The organism is Cytobacillus sp. Hz8, assembly GCF_042263505.1.
Taxonomy (GTDB): Bacteria; Bacillota; Bacilli; order Bacillales; family Cytobacillaceae; genus Bacillus_BE.
On record NZ_JBHKFI010000005.1, the window covers coordinates 155076 to 176039 of the forward strand.

Annotated in this window: 18 protein-coding genes and 2 pseudogenes; 18 read left to right on the forward strand and 2 right to left on the reverse strand. The window is 35.9% G+C overall.

Going from position 1 to position 20964, the window contains the following annotated elements; all coding sequences use genetic code 11:
• Nucleotides 1-237 precede the first annotated feature (237 nt).
• The 9 genes and pseudogenes from ACE38V_RS09095 to ACE38V_RS09135 all read left to right on the forward strand — a co-directional run bounded on the left by ACE38V_RS09095 (nucleotide 238) and on the right by ACE38V_RS09135 (nucleotide 7945).
• Nucleotides 238-1326 (forward strand): GGDEF domain-containing protein, encoded by a 1089-nt coding sequence (locus ACE38V_RS09095; protein WP_375840904.1) that lies wholly within the window; start codon nucleotides 238-240, stop codon nucleotides 1324-1326.
• A 290-nt stretch (nucleotides 1327-1616) separates the two neighbouring features.
• Nucleotides 1617-2828 carry an MFS transporter gene (locus ACE38V_RS09100; RefSeq protein ID WP_375840905.1) on the forward strand — a complete coding sequence of 404 codons (1212 nt, stop codon included), beginning with the start codon at nucleotides 1617-1619 and terminating at the stop codon, nucleotides 2826-2828.
• 128 nt (nucleotides 2829-2956) lie between these two features.
• Nucleotides 2957-3112, forward strand: a pseudogene (locus ACE38V_RS09105) (DMT family transporter); the annotation flags it as partial.
• A 492-nt stretch (nucleotides 3113-3604) separates the two neighbouring features.
• Complete coding sequence (locus ACE38V_RS09110; protein WP_375840906.1) at nucleotides 3605-4636, forward strand: MsnO8 family LLM class oxidoreductase; 1032 nt, start codon at nucleotides 3605-3607, stop codon at nucleotides 4634-4636.
• A gap of 22 nt (nucleotides 4637-4658) precedes the next feature.
• Nucleotides 4659-5993, forward strand: a complete 1335-nt coding sequence (locus ACE38V_RS09115; RefSeq protein ID WP_375840907.1) for an LLM class flavin-dependent oxidoreductase — start codon at nucleotides 4659-4661, stop codon at nucleotides 5991-5993.
• A 53-nt stretch (nucleotides 5994-6046) separates the two neighbouring features.
• The gene (locus tag ACE38V_RS09120; protein ID WP_375840908.1) at nucleotides 6047-6307 is read left to right on the forward strand and encodes a glutaredoxin family protein; all 261 of its coding nucleotides are present in this window, start codon (nucleotides 6047-6049) and stop codon (nucleotides 6305-6307) included.
• A 332-nt stretch (nucleotides 6308-6639) separates the two neighbouring features.
• A pseudogene (locus ACE38V_RS23220) lies at nucleotides 6640-6723 on the forward strand (hypothetical protein); the annotation flags it as partial.
• Between the two features lie 67 nt (nucleotides 6724-6790).
• On the forward strand, nucleotides 6791-7123 hold the full coding sequence (locus tag ACE38V_RS09130; RefSeq protein ID WP_375840910.1) for a hypothetical protein: 333 nt from the start codon (nucleotides 6791-6793) through the stop codon (nucleotides 7121-7123).
• Nucleotides 7124-7213: 90 nt separating this feature from the next.
• Nucleotides 7214-7945 (forward strand): polysaccharide deacetylase family protein, encoded by a 732-nt coding sequence (locus ACE38V_RS09135; protein ID WP_375840911.1) that lies wholly within the window; start codon nucleotides 7214-7216, stop codon nucleotides 7943-7945.
• Nucleotides 7946-8041: 96 nt separating this feature from the next.
• On the opposite strand, the gene ACE38V_RS09140 is transcribed toward ACE38V_RS09135, so the two are convergent.
• Nucleotides 8042-8977, reverse strand: coding sequence for a substrate-binding domain-containing protein (locus tag ACE38V_RS09140; protein WP_375840912.1), 936 nt, complete (start codon nucleotides 8975-8977; stop codon nucleotides 8042-8044).
• A 151-nt stretch (nucleotides 8978-9128) separates the two neighbouring features.
• On the opposite strand from ACE38V_RS09140, the gene modA reads away from it, so the two are divergent.
• From modA to ACE38V_RS09175, 7 genes are all read left to right on the forward strand, one after another.
• The gene (modA, locus tag ACE38V_RS09145; RefSeq protein WP_375840913.1) at nucleotides 9129-9938 is read left to right on the forward strand and encodes a molybdate ABC transporter substrate-binding protein; all 810 of its coding nucleotides are present in this window, start codon (nucleotides 9129-9131) and stop codon (nucleotides 9936-9938) included.
• A gap of 6 nt (nucleotides 9939-9944) precedes the next feature.
• Entirely contained in the window at nucleotides 9945-10601 is a 657-nt protein-coding gene (gene modB, locus ACE38V_RS09150; protein WP_375840915.1) for a molybdate ABC transporter permease subunit, read from the forward strand.
• Nucleotides 10602-10712: 111 nt separating this feature from the next.
• Nucleotides 10713-11126 carry a GNAT family N-acetyltransferase gene (locus ACE38V_RS09155; protein ID WP_375840916.1) on the forward strand — a complete coding sequence of 138 codons (414 nt, stop codon included), beginning with the start codon at nucleotides 10713-10715 and terminating at the stop codon, nucleotides 11124-11126.
• A gap of 198 nt (nucleotides 11127-11324) precedes the next feature.
• Nucleotides 11325-12113: a hypothetical protein gene (locus tag ACE38V_RS09160; RefSeq protein WP_375840917.1), complete on the forward strand. Its 789-nt coding sequence runs from the start codon at nucleotides 11325-11327 to the stop codon at nucleotides 12111-12113.
• Nucleotides 12114-12566 carry a hypothetical protein gene (locus ACE38V_RS09165; RefSeq protein WP_375840918.1) on the forward strand — a complete coding sequence of 151 codons (453 nt, stop codon included), beginning with the start codon at nucleotides 12114-12116 and terminating at the stop codon, nucleotides 12564-12566.
• Nucleotides 12567-13142: 576 nt separating this feature from the next.
• Nucleotides 13143-14144 carry an ABC transporter substrate binding protein gene (locus tag ACE38V_RS09170; RefSeq protein ID WP_375840919.1) on the forward strand — a complete coding sequence of 334 codons (1002 nt, stop codon included), beginning with the start codon at nucleotides 13143-13145 and terminating at the stop codon, nucleotides 14142-14144.
• A gap of 372 nt (nucleotides 14145-14516) precedes the next feature.
• The gene (locus ACE38V_RS09175) at nucleotides 14517-17708 is read left to right on the forward strand and encodes a DEAD/DEAH box helicase (RefSeq protein ID WP_375840920.1); all 3192 of its coding nucleotides are present in this window, start codon (nucleotides 14517-14519) and stop codon (nucleotides 17706-17708) included.
• A gap of 254 nt (nucleotides 17709-17962) precedes the next feature.
• On the opposite strand, the gene ACE38V_RS09180 is transcribed toward ACE38V_RS09175, so the two are convergent.
• The gene (locus ACE38V_RS09180; RefSeq protein WP_375840921.1) at nucleotides 17963-18577 is read right to left on the reverse strand and encodes a TetR/AcrR family transcriptional regulator; all 615 of its coding nucleotides are present in this window, start codon (nucleotides 18575-18577) and stop codon (nucleotides 17963-17965) included.
• 193 nt (nucleotides 18578-18770) lie between these two features.
• On the opposite strand from ACE38V_RS09180, the gene ACE38V_RS09185 reads away from it, so the two are divergent.
• Together ACE38V_RS09185 and ACE38V_RS09190 are read left to right on the forward strand one after the other, a co-directional pair.
• Entirely contained in the window at nucleotides 18771-19529 is a 759-nt protein-coding gene (locus ACE38V_RS09185; RefSeq protein WP_375840922.1) for an SDR family oxidoreductase, read from the forward strand.
• Between the two features lie 338 nt (nucleotides 19530-19867).
• Complete coding sequence (locus ACE38V_RS09190; RefSeq protein WP_375840923.1) at nucleotides 19868-20959, forward strand: ABC transporter ATP-binding protein; 1092 nt, start codon at nucleotides 19868-19870, stop codon at nucleotides 20957-20959.
• The last annotated feature ends 5 nt before the right edge of the window (nucleotides 20960-20964 follow it).

Here is a 20964-nt window from a genome sequence, read left to right on the forward strand (position 1 = left end):
TCAGCTCTTTAGAGACATCATTATTATCCTTTTTGTACAAAAAATGTTACGAAATGACTAGTGAAAGATGGTTGAAACACTAAATTAAATAGCATAATATGGAATTAAGGGGATATTTTCGCAATTAATAATTATTAGTTTAAGATGATTAATTATACATATGGTCAACCCCCATTTGAATAGAGCAGAAGAATGAACAGAGGATAGTAAATATGAAAATGGAGTGGGGATTTTTTCATGAATCAAATCATTCAATCTAGTTTATCCAACATTGCAATTATTTTCTTAATGCATTTATGTTGTGATATTTTGATTAAAAAAAGACATCGATACGGTCCAGGTTATTTTCTACTTGGCATGATTACCATTATTTCTGCTTCCGTGATTATTATGTTTTATCTACCAATAAAATTCGGAGGCTATCATTTAGATTTAAGATGGATCCCATTGGTGATGCTTGCCTATAAATGGGGAGGAAAATTGGCTCTTCCTACCCTCTTGATAACGTCTATTTGGAGATTATGCATGGGAAGTGCGGGTGCAGTTCCGGGTGTGATTTTTGGAATGATGATGCCAGTTTTGGTTGGATTAATTTTTCGAAGAAAGCTTGGTACCGCTCCTAAAATAGGGATGTTTCCTCTTTTTTGGCTAATTTTCATTTCTTGGTTTGTTTGTGACATTCCTATTATTTTTATCGTTCCAAAAGGGCTAATGGTATTTTATGAAATCGCTTTCCTAAGAATCATTACCTTCATGTTAACGGGATTCACCTTGAATTTTTTTATTTCGAATACGGAAAAGGAGCTGCGCATGCGGGAGAAACTTCATTACTTGGCAGAACGGGATCCTTTAACAAGTCTATATAATATTCGTTTTTTTGAAACAAAGTTAAAATCATATACCTATACAAAAAAATATAAATATATCATTATGATTGATATTGATCATTTCAAAATAATTAATGATACATATGGCCATTTAAACGGAGATTACATACTTAAAAAAGTAGCAAAGGTTATTGTAGATACATCCTCGAAGTTTGGAAAAATTGATACGATTATTGGAAGATATGGCGGTGAAGAATTTATTATTTTTGCGGATGCTCCTTTTAATAAGGATGTAGTCAATTTAGTGGAAGACATTCGTCAAGAAATTGAAGAAGAGATCTTTTACACTGAGGACTTTAATCGGAAAATTCGGCTTACCGTGTCCATTGGCGTATCTGAGCTAGAAGATTTTTCGCACTTTCACCGAGCAGTTGAATTGGCTGATCAATGCTTGTATAAATCAAAGAAAAATGGTCGAAACCAAGTTCATTTTGTTTAGGAAAGGACTGCTGGAGGAGTTGGAAAATTTCGAACTTTTTTTAGCGACTATTTATCAATTGGTCATTAGAAAAATTTATATCTGGACCTCATAGATTATTGGCATATTATTATTTTCATGGCAAGAAAATGATGTTTATGATACAGTTGCCTTAATATAGCGGAAAATCAAATTCTGAGATAAATGAAAATCCCCCAAATTTATCTTATTATAAGGATGGAAATCATGAATAGTCCAATCTAATCTCCACCCATTTTGAGCTAAAAGATTGATTCAGATGGGGGATAGAAATGAATCAAAATCGAAACTTTTCTTTCTTATTAATAGGTCAATCGCTTGCCAATATTGGCGATGTCTTATATGTGGTAAGCATAATTTATACGATATATGAATTAACTGAATCAGCGATAGCGGCTTCGTTGGTACCATTTATTGTGACAACATCCATGTTTCTTTCGAGCTTATTGACACCAATCTTGATATCCAAAATTCAATTAAATTGGATAATGGCAGGTTCTCAGATAGGAAAAACCATCTTGCTTTTTTTCCTAGGTTTTGGAATGTCTTATTTAACAGCGGAAAATTATGGGTTTTTGTTTGTCCTGATTGGTTTGATTGCACTTTTAGATGGCTGTGCCAATCCCATTAAACAATCATTAATTCCTCATTATGTTAAAAAAGAACAGCTTTTACAAGCGAATAGTATGGTGGAAGCAATAACTCAGTTGATACAAGCGACTATGTGGTTTGTCGGGAGTTTGTTCCTTCGGGTTCTAAACGCCCAGCAATTAATATGGGTTGTCGGTCTACTTTTTATTATGGCTAGTAGTATTCTATGCCTGCTTGAAAATGTTCAGCATCATCCTCTTAAGTCTCAAAAAATGATGGAACAAATGAGAGAAGGATGGAAAACATTAGTGGAGATTCCCGTTTTGAAGACCATGTCAAAGATGATTTTTCTCGAAACTATTGCAGGAACGGTCTGGATTGCCGCTATTCTTTATGTCTTTGCTAAGGAAGTGTTACATGTTAGCGAAGCATGGTGGGGATTTATCAATGGTGCATATTTTTTTGGCCTGATTCTCGGGAGTATATATTGTATGAAATATTCCTTAACGATAGCAAAGAAGTTAAGTGTTTTTATTTTTCTTGGATCCTTCGCTTCTTTTGGGATTACTCTAGTGTTTAGTGTGATTAGCAGTCCATGGCTCGCCTTGATTCTCTCATTTGGCATTGGTCTATTTGGCCAAATGAAATTCATTCCGCAGCAAACCGTCATTCAATCTAGTGTACCCATTGAAAAATTATCTACTGTGTACACTTCATTTGGAGCCATTGAATCAGGAGTTTTTGGTCTAGGATCCTTGTTGATGGGAATGGTGGCGGATCTGATTGGCATTCGCATTGTCTTTATTTTAGCGGGGGTCCTACTTGCGATCGTTAGCTTGATTGTTTATAGAAGTAAGTCATTGTTTGATGCAAGATCTTTTCAGAAAAATTAAGGTCGTGAGCAACATCCTGGTGGTGTTGCTTTTTTTATTTTCATATGCATTAGGACATTTGTCCTTTTCGAACTCCTCCACATCGTTTTAAATATTAATATCAAATTGAATTATGAAGAGAGTACGATATGAAAGGAATCATCTTTGCTTTTTTAGGTGGAGCGTTTATTACACTGCAAGGGGTAGCTAATGCAAAAATTAGTCAAGATATTGGGACATGGCAAACCGCTACGATTACACAGTTAACGGGATTTATAGTCACACTTTTTCTATTGATGCTGCTGCCATCTCAAAAAGTAAATGTCCTCATGAGTGACTAAAGAGACTATTCTAAGGATGGCGGTGTAGAAGATATAAGGTATATTTTTTATTGACATCACCCTCTTTCTCAAAAGAAATAAAATAAATAATATCAATTACCAGTTTACACCAAAGAATATGTGTTTAAAAAAGATTTGAATATTTCGAGAATATAAATCAAATATCTATTTGCAACTCTTCATAAAATAGTTTTCAAAAAATAGTGAAAAATTCCTTCTTTACTTATCGGATTAATACGTTTAAAATCAGATAATATAAAAAATGAAATATTCAATTTAGCTGATTGGTCAACCAAAAGCTCCTAAACACATAATGTTTAGGAGCTTTAATTATTATATTCGAAAGGGTGAGGGTTAGTGAATATGGAGATATGAAGGGAGGTTAAAGGAAAGAAAATTTTGCATATTCATCTTAAATAATGATGATGAAAAAAGAAGGTTGGGGGAGGGAGAAAAATGAGTTATAAACTTGGGATCTTGGATCAAAGCCCGATTTTTCCTGGGGGATCGGCACATGAGGCGTTGCAAGAGACTCTTCATTTAGCGCGTAATGCAGAAAAATGGGGATATTCACGTTTTTGGGTTTCGGAACACCATCACTCTGAACAAGTTGCAGGGGCTTCACCAGAAATATTGATTTCTCATCTATTAGCACAAACAGAGGAAATCACGATTGGTTCTGGTGGTGTCTTGCTTCAGCATTATAGTCCATTTAAAGCAGCAGAAAATTTTCATGTACTGGCAAACTTAGCCCCAGGCAGAGTAGACTTGGGGATTGGAAAGGCACCGGGTGGTCTTCCTTTATCAACTAAGGCACTTCAATACGGAACGGTGAATGATGGAAAAGATTTTGAAGAACGTTTCTCTACTTTACAAGCATTGATTGAGAATTCGCTTGAGGAAACTCATCCATTGTTCGGAATTCAAGCAACTCCCATTCCGAAAATTAAGCCAAAGTTATTTCTTTTGGGTGCAAGCCCTGAGAGTGCTGCGATTGCAGTTCGGTATCAAACCTCTTTTGTATATGGTCTCTTTTTTAATAGTGATCGGAGGAAGTTTGCAGAAGCTGCTCGATTGTATCATCAACGAAATCCAAATGGTAGCTTTAAAGTGGGAATTGCAGTGATAGCAGCTTCGATTCAAAAGGAAGCGGAAGAAATTGCACAAGAACACAGTAAAATCGTCCTTGTCCATTTAAAAAGTGGTCGAACTGTGAAGGTTTTAACAAGGGAACAAGCAGAATTGTTTGGTCAACAGGCGGGAGAGTCCTATGAAATCGAAGAACAGAAAGTTGATATCGTGGCAGGAACACCACAATTTGTGCAAAAAGCTTTAAATGAGATTCATCAAAAATTTGGAGTTGATGAGTTTATTCTACACACACCAATTCCAAAAAAGGAAGAACGTTTTCGCTCATTTGAATTATTAAGTCCCATTCGCTGGAATCAAGCAGATAAACAAGTAGGTAATCTTGTGCAATCAAATTAGAAGAAAATAAGGAGGAATTGTGATGACAAACAAAAGACAATTAAAATTTGGTGCATTGATTCATGGGGTTGGTGGAAATATTTCTGGCTGGAGGCATCCGGATGTGCAAACAGATGCAAGTATAAATATTGATTTTTATATTAAACAAGCACAGAAAGCAGAGGAAGGAAAGTTTGATTTAATATTCATTGCCGATGGGTTATATATTAATGAAAAATCGATTCCTCACTTTTTAAATCGATTTGAACCGATTACCATTTTATCTGCACTTGCTGCCGTAACAACTCATATTGGTCTTATCGGAACTGTATCCACCTCTTATAGCGAACCATTTACTATTGCCAGACAATTTGCTTCCCTTGATCATATTAGTAAGGGCCGAGCTGGCTGGAATGTGGTGACGACACCACTTGAAAGTACAGCTTTAAATTTTAATAAAACCATTGAAGAACATCCAGATCATGCAAAGCGTTATCGGATAGCAAGTGAGTATATTCAAGTTGTAAAAGGTTTATGGGATTCTTGGGAGGACGATGCATTTATTCGCGATAAGGATTCAGGTGTATTTTTTGATCCTTCCAAATTACATCCACTCAATCATAAAGGAGCGTTTTTCTCTGTTAAAGGACCGTTGAATATTGCCCGTTCGAAACAAGGCCGTCCGATTATTTTTCAAGCAGGCTCTTCTGAAACTGGAAAAAATTTAGCTGCACAAGAAGCTGATGCCATTTTTACTGGTCATCCTACCTTAAATGAAGCAAAAAGGTTTTATTCAGATGTAAAAAATCGGGCAAAAGATTTTGGGAGGAATCCTGATGAGCTTCTCATTCTTCCTGGTATTTCGCCAATTATTGGTTCGACAGAAGAAGAGGCGGAACTGAATTATCAAGAAATCGTTAATCTTGTTTCAATTGATAAGGCATTAGATTATTTGGGGAGATATTTTGATCATCATGATTTCTCACAATATGAATTGGATGCGCCATTTCCAGAACTTGGCGATATCGGAGAAAATAGCTTTCAAAGCACGACCAATCGCATAAAGAAAGAGGCTAAGGGAGAAAAACTAACCCTTAGACAAGTAGCTCTAAGAGAAGCAACTCCTCGAACATCATTTATCGGGACTGCGGAGAAGGTAGCCAATTTAGTACAGGAATGGTTTGAGGAAGGTGGGGCAGATGGATTTAACCTAGCAGCTTCGGTGCCAAACGGATTAGCCGATTTTGTCGATCACGTTGTTCCGATTTTGCAAAAGCGTGGAATCTTTCGTACAGACTATGAAGCTGATACTTTACGAGGGAATTTTGGCCTACCATTCCCAATTAACCGGTATGTAAAGGAAGCAATTATTAAGTAATTTGTTTTCAAGCAAATATGAGAAACGGAATAACAAACAGGGGAGATGAAATAATGGGAAAGCCATTATCAGTTGTCGTTTGGTCAAAGGAAGGATGTCACTATTGTGCAGAGGTTAAAGCTTTCTTAGAGGAAAAGGAAATTCCTTATCAAACGGTAGATGTTACTTATCATGATGAATTTCGGGATATTTTAGAAATAAAATACGGAGTGCGCTATGTTCCTGTTGTGGAAATTGGAAATGGAGAAACTTATCGGGGAGTTACAGAAATTGGAGTTGAACATTTGCAAAGAGCACTTCAAGAATCTCGTTAATATTAGCTTTATATCCGAGTAAAATGGTGTATTTTATTGGTTTTGATGAAAAGATCGCTTTATTTTTAGAAAGTAGGTGAATTATTCTGTTAAGACTACTAATAAATAGGAGTCTGACCGCTTTCATTGTCTTATTAGGATCTTTATTTTTAGTATTTTCCATTAATTATTTTTTGCCAAGCGATGTTGTGGATGTACTAATGGCTGATTGTGGGGGAAATAAAGAAATTGCCAGGGTTCTTCGAAAAGAGTTAGTGCTAGATTTACCTTTTTATTTGCATTTTTTCATTATATTACAGTCCATGATGATTTTGATCAAGGGGATTCTAGAACTACAAGAAAGAGGTTTATTTAGAATGGAATATTCAGGGCATACCTTAAGAGAGCATTTTGGCCTAGAATTCCCAGTTGTTTAGAATTTTACTAAATTGAGTCCATTCGTTTAAATAAAGGTTTTCAAATTCAAAAAAAGGAGGAAGGAATATGAACGCTATCTTGTCTAATAGAATCAATATGTTAATTGATGGTGAGAATCGTCTTCTACTTAAAAAGAGCTCATATCTCAATCTACCCGACCTAAGATTTTATCAATGGTTAAATCACTTATATAACATAAATAAAGGGGTATTTAATACGATTGATCAGTGGTTTTATGAGAATGGGTTTGAAAATATATACTGCCGGCGAATATATATTTTATCCTTTTTGGAGTATGTGCAAAAGGAAGAGATGGTGAAGAAGAAAGGGAAATATGTTCGTTTTGGGCATGGCGGGTTAATTTGTCAACTTCGCAGATTTTGTGAAAGCTTAGCTTAATGAAGGAATAATGACTACTTTTTCTTACAATAAATAAAAGTTGTTTTGGAATAATAATGACGAGCACGAATGAACACATTGGGGGATTTTATGAAAAAAATAGCTTTATCATTCCTATTGTTTTTCATCATCGTTATTCCAAAACAAGCACTAGCAGCCCAAAAGATTCCCATCCTAATCTACCATCATATTGATGAATACCAAGGAATAGGGTCAAAGCAATTATACGTAACACCGGAGAATTTCGAGAAGCAAATAAAGTATTTGCAATCACATGGTTTTACTTTATTTACTTTTGAGAATTGGAAACAAATCGATGAGGTAAAGAAGCCGATTTTTCTCACGTTTGATGATGGATATAAGGATAATTTGCAGGTGCTGAAGGTTTTTCAAGATTTAAAACAAGAACGCTTTCAACCAAGAGCTACCTTTTTTATAATCAGTGACTTTGTTGGCCGTGCGAATCGGTTAACGAAATCGGATTTATTGGCACTAACAAAAACAGGGATGATCTCAATTCAGTCCCATACGGCAACTCATCCTGATTTGACCAACATCAGTCACTATGAATATGAATTGAAAGGTTCTATGGATACCCTGGAGCAACTAATTAATAAGAAGGTAATTGCACTTGCCTATCCATACGGGAACTTTAATAATAGAGTAGTTGAAGAAACGAAAAAATACTCCTTTGGTCTTACTACAACCCCAGAGCTGTATACAAAGCAGGGTAGGAAGGATGAACTGTTTTTGTTACCCAGGATTTATGTAAAATTTGATACAACAATAGAGGAATTTGCAGAACTCGTTGAGGGGCATTAATTAGTTGAATTAGAATATTAATTAAATTCATGGTAAGAATACACCGAAAAAGCGCTTGGAAATATTGACTTTCCAAGCGTTTTTGCCTGATTAAAGCTAAAAAGTTTCATAAAGAATATGACCGGTTAAGGTATTATCATAATCCCCGAGAGCATTGATTTCTGCTTTAAAGGAATCAGAAGTTAGGATGTTTTTTACGGTTTCAATAAGTGCCTCGATTTCCGGAGTTTTTAATATGACGAGATCATATTGTTCTGTAATTAATGGAACAAAATCAATTCCAACAATTTTCGCTCCCTTTTCATTGCCAACACCAACATCAGCTTGGCCCGTTGCGACAGCTGTTGCAACACTTAAATGATTGGTTTCCTCTGTATCATATCCTTGAATACTTCTCGTGGGAATGCCATTAATTCTTAATTGCTCATCAAGGAGAATTCGTGCTCCTGAACCTTTTTCCCGATTTATCAGAGTGATATCTTTTCGTTTTAAATCGGTCCAGGACGTCAAATTTAGGGGGTTTCCTTTTTTGACATAGAAGCCAGCTTTCCTTGAAAGTAAGTTTATTAATAGGAAAGGTGAACTTACCAGTATCCTTTTTGCATAAGGGAGATTGTATTCACCTGTATCTCCATCAAATAAATGTAAGCTAACAATATCACAATCGCCATTGTACATGGCAATCAGACTGTTTAAGCTACCGGTATAGGATCTTAAAGGTTTAAGTGGTGAATTTTTTTCAATATGCTTACTAAGAATATCTAATACAATGTCTTGTCCACTAATAATGAAAGAATGAGTTTCTAATGGTTCCGGTTTTGAAACACTCCCGGTTGTGACAGTAGTGGTGATTTGTTGGTTGGTTTTATGATGAAGAATATAATTGTCCAAATCTGCTGCATCGATTCTCATCTGTCTTCCGACTCGGAAAACAGGGATATCCCCTTTTTTAACTAAATCATAAATGGTTAATTTCGATACCTTTAAAAGCTGTGAGACTTCTTCAATCGTATAGGATAGCTCTTTTGACATTACGCATCCCTCCAACTCTTATTGTATCTCATTCAAGAACAAAAAAGGATGAAAAAAATACAAAATGGTGAGAAATGTAACACCATTTTGTATTTATATCTAGTTATAATAAGTTATAATTAGATATAAATAGTTTGAAAGGAGTAGAGGAATGAAAAAATTATCAGTAGTTATTTTTTCCCTAATCATGTTCATGTTTGTTGCAGCTGGATGTTCGAATCATGATGATGGGACTAAAGCAAATGCGGAGAAACAGAATGAACCTGATAAAAAAGTCGAGTTGACTATTTCCGCTGCTGCAAGCTTACAAGATGCTTTAACTGAATTGAAGACAACATTTGAGAAGGAAAATCCAAACGTGAAATTGAATTTTAACTTTGGTTCATCTGGTACACTTCAACAGCAAATCGCACAAGGGGCACCAGTTGATTTATTTTTTTCAGCAGCAGAAGATAAATTTGATGAACTTGTACATAAAGGATTTATAGAACAATCGAAAGGAAAGGATTTAGTTGGAAATGATTTGGTCTTAATCGTTTCCAATGATTCTAATAAGAATATCCAATCATTTAAGGACTTATCTAAAGTAAATAAACTGGCGCTTGGAACACCAGATTCTGTACCTGCTGGTCAATATGGAAAGGAAACGTTAGAGCATTTCAATCTCTGGACTTCACTTGAAAAGAAAATTGTCTACGGTAAGGATGTTCGTCAAGTATTGACTTATGTAGAAACTAATAATGTAGATGCAGGAATAGTTTATAAAACAGATGCCTTGATTTCTTCGAAAGTAAAAATTGTTGCAACCGCGGGCAGTAACACTCATGGACCAATTATTTATCCTTTAGGGATTATAAAAAATAGTAAACATCCAAAAGAAGCCCATCTTTATTATGATTTTTTGCAAAAGGAATCTTCTTTGAAGATACTTGAAAAATATGGATTTAAAAGGATTCATTAATTCATAATGGTAACGGATTTTTGGTCTCCCATCCGTCTTTCCTTAGAGATTGCTGCGGTTTCTGGAATATTGGTATTGATATTGGGCCTATTTTGGGGAAGAGTCATGGCAAATCGTCGTTTCAGGGGAGCTGCCTTGATCGAAACGCTTTTTCTTTTACCACTTGTTCTACCTCCTACTGTTGTTGGTTTTTTATTAATCTATCTTTTTGGTCATAATAGTCCAGTTGGACAGTTGATTGAATGGATTTTTCATCAGCCAGTTATGTTTACATGGTGGGCAGCAGTAATTGCTTCCACTGTAGTCGCTTTCCCCTTAATGTATCAATCTGCGAAAACGGGATTTGAAGCAATCGATAGGGATATTGAGCATGCAGCCCGCGTAGATGGAGCAAGTGAGTGGAAATTGTTTTTCTTCGTTTCGATTCCTCTTTCCTTAAAAGCGATTATTTCAGGGGCGATTTTAAGCTTCGCCAGAGCTTTAGGGGAATTTGGTGCAACCTTAATGTTTGCCGGAAATATACCGGGAAAAACCCAAACCACTTCGACAGCCATCTATGTTGCGATTGATGCTGGGAATATGCAATTAGCCTGGCTCTGGGTATTAAGTATGATAGGTATTTCCTTTTTGATGCTTATCTGTACCCACCTAATTAAAACCTAATGATGTTATTTAAGACATTCCTTTCTTAATGGAGTGTCTTATTTTTATAAAAAAGTTGTATAGTGGATAATATGGAAGTTATTTAATCAAAAGAAAAGTGAGGAGATTGAATTGAATATATTATATGACCAGCCAACTCCTGATGAATACAATGCTTTAAGAAAGAGTGTCGGTTTAGCTAAAAAAGAGGTACAGATGGTTGAACAGGCCTATCGCCATTCCCTTTTTTCAGTCACTGTCAGAGGGGAGAATGAAAAACTTCTAGGCGTGGGAAGAATTATAGGGGACGGTGCTTGTTATTTTCAAATTGTAGATGTGCTTGCTCATTCTGAGGGGAAAAATCAAGGTGAGATTGAGGAAACCATTATGAACGAGTTAATTTCCTATCTTACACAAAACGCTTTAAATGATGCGAATATTACAGTCATGTCAGATGTTTGGAGTATAAAATTTTATCAAAAATTTGGATTTGAATTGGTCTATCCTGATTATTATGGGATGTCAAAAGGGTCAATCGGAAAATAGACATTCAATATAAAAAGAAGAGATTTAATAAGAAAGTCGTCTAAATTAAAATAGGATGACTTTTTTTTATTATGAATAAGATTCCTTCTTTTAGGTGATACCAATAGGGATAATCTGGGATTAATACACTTTCCTGATTGAAAAATTGGGCTTGCTAAATAGCAAAATATAGAATAATGAAAAAATAGAGGGGATTCTTTGGATAATTTTACAAATACAAATAAGAATCGTCGGTATCGTGCGCATGTTAGTATTTTTGGAACAACCCAGCTTCATTTACGAAATCCCTATATAATCGCATGGTGGTCAGCGGCATTCCCAGGGTTTGGCCACTTGCTACTTTCCAAACATTTGCGGGGGATGGCACTTTTTATGTGGGAGATTTTTATTAATCAAATGATTCATTTAAATCGTGCAATGGTGTATTCGTTTAATGGAGAAATCGCAAAAGCTATTGATGTTTTAAATGTACGCTTTATGCTTTTATATATTCCGGTTTACATTTTTGCTATTTGGGATAGTTATCGAACAACGGTAGATTTAAATAAAATAACGATTCTTGCTGAGCATGAGGATGCGCCCTTCAATTCTAACAGTATTGGGGCGATGGAAATCAATTATCTTGATAAAAGGAACCCTCTTGTTAGCTTGTTTTGGTCGATGACGGTGCCAAGCCTTGGACAGCTATACATCCATCGGGTCGTCATTGCAGCATTCACTTTGATATTTACAGTTGTACTCATCTATTTTTCCCATTTTTTAGTCGCTGTGCATTATATCTTCTTAGGTAATATTGCTAAGGCAACATCTGTTTTAGATGTGCAATGGTTTCTTTATTATCCATCTTTTTATTTTTTTACAATTTATGATGCCTATGTGAACACGGTTGAAAACAATAATCTTTTTGAAAAAGAGCAAAAGAACTTCTTACGAAGAAAATATCAGTCTCCGAACTTTAAGATAAAGAAAGGGGAGATTATCAATTAAATGCAAATCTTCGCAACCTTCGAGCACAATCTTTATATTGAATTGGCCATTGCTGCTTTAGAAAGCAAAGGGGTAAAGAATATTTTTGCCGTGCCCTTGGATAATCGGACAGAGGATCGAAAGCTTTTCGATACACTACATCGTTCGGATGGGATATCTCTTTCTAGCAAGGGCTTTGCCTTAGCTGTTTTTATTTCAGTTATTACCACAAGCAAAGGGTTTGTCTGGGAATGGGGCCCAATTTACTGGGGAATTATTGGAGCAAGTGGCGGATTCTTACTCGGAGTAATCATTGATTTGTTTATTAATAAAGTGATTAGAAAAAAGCAAAGATTAATCAGGGGAAAATTTTCAGAGGTTATTCTCATTGTGGAATGTAAGAAAGAGGAAACGGATATGGTTGAGAAGATTTTATGGGGGAATTTTGCTTTTGGTGTAGCCAAAGTAGATTAAATGGCGGGAGCATCGACGCTCTCCCATTAATTTAGCTGATCTATTTTTTAAAATGAGCATCGTGTTCAATATAAATGCATGATTGTGTAATTTACTATTATAAAAGTTCATTCCAAGGGGGAAGAGGAGAATGGGTAAGTTTAATACATTCACTTTTCATTGGCAGCTTTCATGTATTGAATGAATCACTTTTTGTCTATTAGGATTTTGGCAAAGGTAATCACTGTTAATGTTCTTAAAATTTTATAACCTCACCCCCGATTTCCTATTATGTTGGGAGGGCAGAAAATGGATGGAGATGATTTGCTAGTATTCCGCTAGTCTTATTTTATTTTACGTATTCTTTTAGGAAAAGACGAAAAAACATTACTATAGAATTTTTATAGCTTAATAGAATTACTTTTTAAAAAATACCCCTCAACAGAATTCTAAATGCTATTGTCAAAATATTAAAAATTTTGTAAAATAAATAGAGTTTCGATTTAATGCATTAAAGTTTAAAACGATTAAATTGAAACCGTTTTTTTTTAGAAGATTGATCGGATAATAGGGATTCACAATACTGGGGGGAATGAAATGAAAAAGTTACTAATAGCGCTACTCTGTGGTGCGCTATTGATGCTGGCCGCTTGTGGAACAGATAGTAAAAAGACAAGCGGTAGTAAGAATGACGAAAAGAAAACCGTTAAAGTGGGAATTATTCAACTTGTGGAACACCCATCCTTAGATGCAGCGAGAGAAGGATTCATTGATGCATTGAAGGATGCTGGCTATGAAGAAGGTAAAAACTTAAAGCTTGATTATCAAAATGCCCAAGGGGATGTCAACACCAATATGACGATTGCACAAAAGCTTGTCGCTGATCAAAATGATGTCATTTTGGCGATTGCAACAGCAAGTGCTCAAGCCGTTGTGCAAAATACGAAGGATATTCCCGTTTTGTTTACTGCCATTACAGATCCAGTTGGAGCCAAGCTTGTTCAGAGCATTGATAAGCCAGGTGGAAATGTAACAGGTACCTCTGATACACATCCTGAGGCCATAAAGAAAACAATCAATGCGATTAAGCAATTTATCCCTGATGCCAAGAAGGTAGGGATTATTTATAATTCTGGTGAACCAAATGCTGTAGTAAATGTGAAAAATGCGAAAGCCGCTATTAAGCAAGCGGGGCTTGAAGCTGTTGAAACAACAATTTCCACAAGCTCAGAAGTTAAACAAGCTGCAGAGTCTTTAACAGATCGCTGCGATGTATTTTATATTCCAAAAGATAATACGGTCGTTTCAGCTCTAGAATCTGTGATTACGGTCGCTAATGATAAAAAAATTCCAACCTTCGTAGGAGAAGGGGATTCGGTAAAACGCGGCACCTTCGCATCCTATGGGCTTGACTACCATGACCTTGGATATAAGACTGGTAAAATGGCCGTTGATATTCTTAAAGGAAAGAAGCCAAGCGATATTCCGGTTGGTTTCCCAGACAATCTTGAGCTGGTCGTAAACAAAAAAGCAGCTCAGCAGGAAGGGATTAAAGTAAATGAAGATTTATTGAAAGATGCCAAAATTGTTGGGGAATAGTTAACCATCATAAAAGGAACCTGCCATTTTACTCATAAGGCAGGTTCCTTTTTATGTATAAAACTCCTGATAAACAAAGTATTCAATCCATACTAATAATTAAACTATTAGTTGATTTGTTCTTATTTGATTATTTGATTGTGATTTTTGATTTAGTTGCTGATTTTTAATAACATTGATCATTATGGGCCGATTGATAAAGATAGCCCTAATAATTGGATACACTGAATTTTAGTGATTATAAAGGTGACCGTATAATGATTATGCCAAAATATTAAAAAAAACTTCCTAATTGTGTTACTATTTTCAGTATGGAAAAAGTAAAAGGAACTACTTTTATAATAAGAAGTAACCCTTGAAAGGAGTAGGAACTTGGAAATTCATGTAAATCATAAAATCATCAAAGATCTCTGTGGTTCCGTCTCCTTTAAAAAAGGGGAGGCTTTTTTTCAGGAACACAAGGTGAAGATTCATAAATATAACGCAGAAGTTTGTGAAGCGATTGTTTCAGGTATAGAAGATTTTCATGTCAGAATTGAAAAGGAAACAAGTGGAGGCTTTCGCTCTTCATGCAGCTGTCCTTCTCTTACTTCCTTTCAAAAGGAATGTCAGCATGTTGCTGCGGTTTTGCTAGCGATTCAGGATAAGCAGCATGACAGATCTCATGCGCAGCTTAGCTCTAAGCAAGAGTTAACCGAAAGTCTATTATCCCTTTTTAAAGAAAGACCGAAACGTTCCAGTCTACACCAACTCCATTTTGAAAAAAGAAAAGAACTGGAAACGGAGTTTATTTGCTCGCCGGTTATGATCAATCATGGAGAATATTTGCTTGGTATTGAAATCAAAATAGATTCCACCATGGTGCAAAATATTCGATCTTTTCTCCACAGTGTGAAAGAGGGAATCTTTTACTCTTTATCTAGAGAGGTAATATACGATCCAGACCAGCATTGCTTTCAGAAAGAGACTGATGCGTTTATTCAAAAATTGATTCATTTTATGGAGGATGAACAAAGGTTAATGATGGATCATTTAACGAAATCAGAAATTCCACAGCAAATGATATTCCTTCCGCCATCCTCTTGGAAGGACTCTATCGATTCTTTGACCAAAGTACCACAGGCAAGTTTGAAGGTAAATGGAAAGAGCACAAAGGGCATAACCATCGTAAATAAGCGTCTTCCTTTGAAGTTTGATCTGACCGATAGCCCCATATCAGGTTTTCAACTGAAAATTAGCCGGTTAGAACAGATGACCATCCTGCATTTCTACCATTCTGTTCTTTTGGAGGGAAATATATATCAACTGCAAAAGGAAGACAGCATTCGTTTATGGGAATTAAAGCAAATGTTAGGACAGACAGGGACAGACTCGATTCCAATCTCACACAATCAGCTTGGCTTATTTATAGAAAAAGTCGTACCTGGTTTGAAAAAGCTTGGTGAGGTCCAGTTATCTGAGCGAATTACTCAGCAGTTTTTAAAGCAACCCTTAATTGCTAAGCTATACTTGGATCGTGTCAAAAATCGCCTCCTTGCAGGGCTTGAATTTCATTATGAGCATATTGTCTTCAATCCTTTGGAGGAGCGTAAAAATCCAAATGGTTTGCTGGTTATTCGTGATGTAGAAAAAGAACAACAAATCCTCGATATCATGGAGGAGAGTTCTTTTACCAAAACAGAAGGCGGTTTCTTTCTCCATAATGAAGAGCTAGAATATGAGTTTTTATACCATGTTATTCCAAAGCTTGAAAAGCTTGTGCAAATCTATGCGACAACAGCTGTAAGAAATCGCATCGTCAAGGGAACCACAAAGCCGATGATTCGAATCAAAGTGAAAAAAGAGCGAACAGATTGGCTCGAATTCAAATTTGAAATGGATAATATTTCAGAAAAACAAATTCGGGACGTCCTTATTGCTCTCGAGGAAAAAAGAAAATACTTTCGTCTGCCGAGTGGATCCCTTCTATCACTTGAGGCAAGGGAATTTGCTGAAATTAAACGATTTTTAAATGCATTACCGATTCAAAAGGATGAATATGAAAGTACTCTTAATGTCCCGATTATCTCGGGCTTCAAGCTTTTAAATACGATTGCTGACGATAACATGATTACAATGGAGGAATCTTTTAAGCAATTTCTAAACCATTTACAAAATCCAGGGAGTCTTCATTTTGATGTTCCTCAGGCGCTTGAATCTATTTTAAGAGAATATCAAAAGCATGGGTATAAATGGATGAAAACACTTGCTAGCTATGGCTTTGGAGGAATCCTTGGTGATACCATGGGGCTCGGGAAAACGCTGCAAAGCATCACGTATATTTTATCCGAACTTCCTCAGATCCGTTTAAAAGGAAAGCCGGTTCTCGTGGTATGCCCATCCTCGTTAACCTATAACTGGAAGAATGAATTGCTGAAATTCACTCCTGAAATTAAGACGCAGGTTATGGATGGAAATTTAACCGAACGCGACAAAAAACAAAAAGAAGCGATGGATTTTGACGTTATGATTACATCCTATCCCTTAGTAAGACGTGATATCAAATGGTATGAGAAGCAATCCTTTCATACAATCTTTTTTGACGAGGCTCAGGCTTTTAAAAATCCGATGACACAAACAGCAAGAGCAGTAAAGAAACTTGATGCTTTTTATCGTTTTGCCCTGACAGGAACCCCAGTTGAAAATTCAATTGAAGAATTATGGTCCATCTTTCATGTCGTTTTTCCTGAACTTTTTCAAGAATTAAGAGAATTCAGTTTCCTATCACGCAAGGATATCGCACGAAGAATTCGGCCATTTATGCTTAGAAGATTGAAGGAGGATGTCCTTTCAGAGCTTCCAGAAAAAATGGAATCTGTTGATTCTATTGAACTTTTCCCTGAACAAAAGAGACTTTACGCTGCATACCTGGCAAAGCTGAGACATGAGACATTAAAGCATTTGGACAAAGACACCCTTCGAAAAAATCGTATCAAAATACTTGCAGGAATCACGAGACTTAGACAAATTTGCTGTCATCCCGCCCTGTTTGTCGATGGCTATCTTGGGAGTTCAGGGAAATTTGAACAGTTAATGCAGGTTGTGGATGAGGCAAAGTTTTCTGGAAGAAGGGTATTAATTTTTTCACAGTTTACGAAAATGCTGGAGCTGATAGGAAGAGGGCTTTCTGAAAAAGGAATTTCATTTTTCTATCTGGACGGACAGACTCCTGCAGAAAAACGAGTGGAAATATGCGAACGATTTAATGAAGGGGAGCATGATTTTTTTCTTATCTCCTTAAAAGCAGGTGGAACAGGTCTTAATTTAACCGGGGCAGATACCGTTGTTTTATATGATATTTGGTGGAATCCAGCAGTCGAGGAACAAGCTATGGACCGAGCTCATCGAATCGGTCAGACTAATACAGTACAAGTAATTAAGCTTATTGCTCGCGGTACGATTGAAGAAAAAATCAATGAGCTGCAAGACAGGAAGAAACAAATGATTGAAGAAATCATTGACCCGGAGGAGAAAGTATCATTGGGTTTAACGGAGGAAGAGATTCGGGAGATTTTGATGATATAAGTTTTTGATTGGTTGTAAATGGATGGAGATAATATGTGTGAAAAGCATTGGTAAAGTTGATAAAGAGTTAGGGGAGGGAACCATACTAACGTTTCAAAAAATGCGATGGAAGTAAGGATTTCCTACAATTCACTTTTTGACTAGGTAGTAAATCGTTTTGGTGTATCATGACAAATGATGTTGCCTACTTGAACAAAGAAATTGCAGATGTTAAATGGTAAAAAATATAATATATGAAATAACAAAACCCACACTCACCCTCCCTGTGTGGGTTTTGCTGTAATCGATGCAAAAGAAGGACGCTCATGGATGATTTCAATCAATTGTTCAGCCATATATTGCGGTGTATATTTAAAGTCTCCTTGGACCCATTCCGTTACCATTCCTAATAATGCATGAGTGTAGTAGCTTGTTTGAAGTTCTCGATTAATATTGGGATTGGTATTGAAAACAGTCATATCCTCAATGGCGAGTGTTTTTAATTCATGGACCATTCGATTCTGAAATCCAGGAATGACATTTGATTGAAAAATAATTTTATAAAAGATGGAGTGTTTGGCTACGTGTTCGAATATTTTGATTGACGACGAAGTGAGTTCTTCGACTTGAAAAGTATCTTTATTTATATAGGGATCCCGATAGGATTGAATTAAATCTATGATAACGTCCTCTATGATTTCTTTTAATAAATCTTCCTTATAAGGAAAATGCTTATAGAATGTACCCCGATTGAGATCTGCTTGAGCCACAATATCTTTTATCGAAATATCCTTGAATTCCTTTTCTTGAAGCAAGGTTAAGAGGGCGTCCTTTAAGGAATTTTTGGTTTTTCTTATTCTTCTATCATTTTTTTGTTCATTAATAGACACTTTCTTCCTCCATTGTTTATTTATCAAGTTAACCGTATACAATAATGTGAAAAGTGTTCATTTTTATACAAATTCGACTTCTTTTGCTGATTGAATTTTTATCTTGAAACTTATTATACTATACATAGGTGTTAAGTAGGAAACACTGTTTTAACATCTAAAAAAATTTGATAGAACAACAGGAGGGTTTACTATGAAACTTCAAGAGAAAGTTGCAGTAGTTACAGGGGCCGCTTCAGGTATGGGAAAGGCGATTGCGATTCTCTATGCAAAAGAGGGCGCTAAGGTTGTTGTTTCAGATTTAAATGTTGAAGGAGCTCAAGCTGTTGTCGAAGAAATTACTGCTAATGGTGGAACAGCAATCTCTGTATCAGCTAATATTGCAAAAGAAGAGGATGTTCAAAATTTAATAGACACTGCTGTAAATACATATGGAACGTTGGATATACTTGTGAATAATGCAGGTATTATGGATAATTTCGTTCCTGCTACTGAGATTACTGATGAACTATGGGAAAAAGTTATTGCCGTCAATACAACTGGTCCAATGCGTACGATTAGAAAATCCTTGCCAATCTTCCTTGAAAAAGGAAAAGGGGTTATTGTCAATATTGCTTCTGTAGGTGGTTTGCGTGGATCTGTAGCGGGCCCTACATATACTGCCTCTAAGCATGCGGTAATTGGATTAACGAAAAATGTTGGTTTCCAATATGCAAAATCAGGAATCCGTTGTAATGCGATCGCTCCAGGAGGAGTCAATACGAATATTTTGACAGATTTCAGTAAAGTGAATCAATTTGGAATGGAAATAGCATCAGCGGGTGCCAATACCAATCCAAGAGCGGGTGAACCAGAAGAAATTGCAACCGTTGCTTTATTCTTGGCATCTGATGATTCTAGCTTTGTTAATGGTACGGTTATTACTGCCGATTCTGGATGGTCAGCTTATTAAGAGATACGAATAGGAAAAGGTACATCATACGTTTTGTTGATGTACCTTTTTTATATTCGAATTATCAAAAATAGTGAATTTTCAAATTTTTATTTGACAATGCTTGTGATAACTTTATATAATTTGATTATTAAAAGAACTTAATAGGAAACATCCAATACTATTTTTCACTTCTAGAAAGAATACCCACTTTCGTGATCAGTGAAAAGGATTTTTTATTAGAGAACTGTGGAGTCTACTCAAACTTGGTGAAAACCAGATAGAATCGTAGATTAAAGCCAGTTATATCAACCTTGTTGGTATAACTGGCTTTTTATTTTTATAGAGGAGATGGTTGGATGACAATAAATACTCATCTTTCGTTAAAAAATGCTACCAAGTATTATAAAAAATTTAAGGCCGTTGATGAAGTGAATTTAGAAATAAAAAATGGTGAATTCGTTACCATTCTAGGTCCTTCAGGGTCAGGAAAGACTTCTCTCCTAAAACTGATTGCTGGTTTTGAGCCGCTATCAGATGGAAAGATATTATTGAATCAAAACGACATTACCCATGTCAAACCGTATGAAAGAAACATTGGTATGCTCTTCCAAAACTATGCTCTTTTTCCCCATATGACGGTTGAAGGCAATATTGCTTATCCGTTAACCATTCGTAAATACAAAAAATATCAAATTTCAGAATTAGTTCAAAATATTTTAGATTTAGTTCATTTAAGTGATTTTGCGAAAAGATATCCCCATCAATTGAGTGGTGGTCAACAACAAAGGGTGGCCTTGGCAAGGGCGATTGTTTTTAATCCGCCTTTATTATTGTTAGATGAACCATTAGGTGCCTTAGATAAAAACCTGCGAGAAGCGATGCAATTAGAAATTAAACATATTCAAGAAAGGGTCGGCATCACTACGATTAGTGTGACACATGATCAGGAAGAAGCTTTAACCATGTCAGATCGCATTTGTGTCATGAATCGTGGAAGAATTGAGCAAATTGCCAGTCCAAGAGAATTATATGAAAAGCCAATTAATCGATTTGTTGCTGAATTTATTGGAGAAATCAATTTGCTAGGGGGAAAGGTTGTAGCTACCAAGAATGCTGCAGCAGTTATCCAGCTCTTTGAAGATGACTCAATTCATCTTAAAACAGAAGAAAATGTGGCAGAAGCTAGTGAGGTATTCATCGCGGTTAGGCCCGAAAATATGCACATAGTCAATGAATCGCATTCATTCGAAAACTTCATTAAAGGAATTGTGAACGAGAAAATCTACATAGGGAATGCAATTAAATTAAAGGTTGCAACCGAATTTTCTCAATCATTAACTATAAAGGTTCCAGCTCATGAAGCGAACAGAATTAATGATCACGACGAAATTTCCATAGGTTGGAACAGTGACCATGCTACCGTCATTCCATATGAAGAAGCCATTTAGTAGAA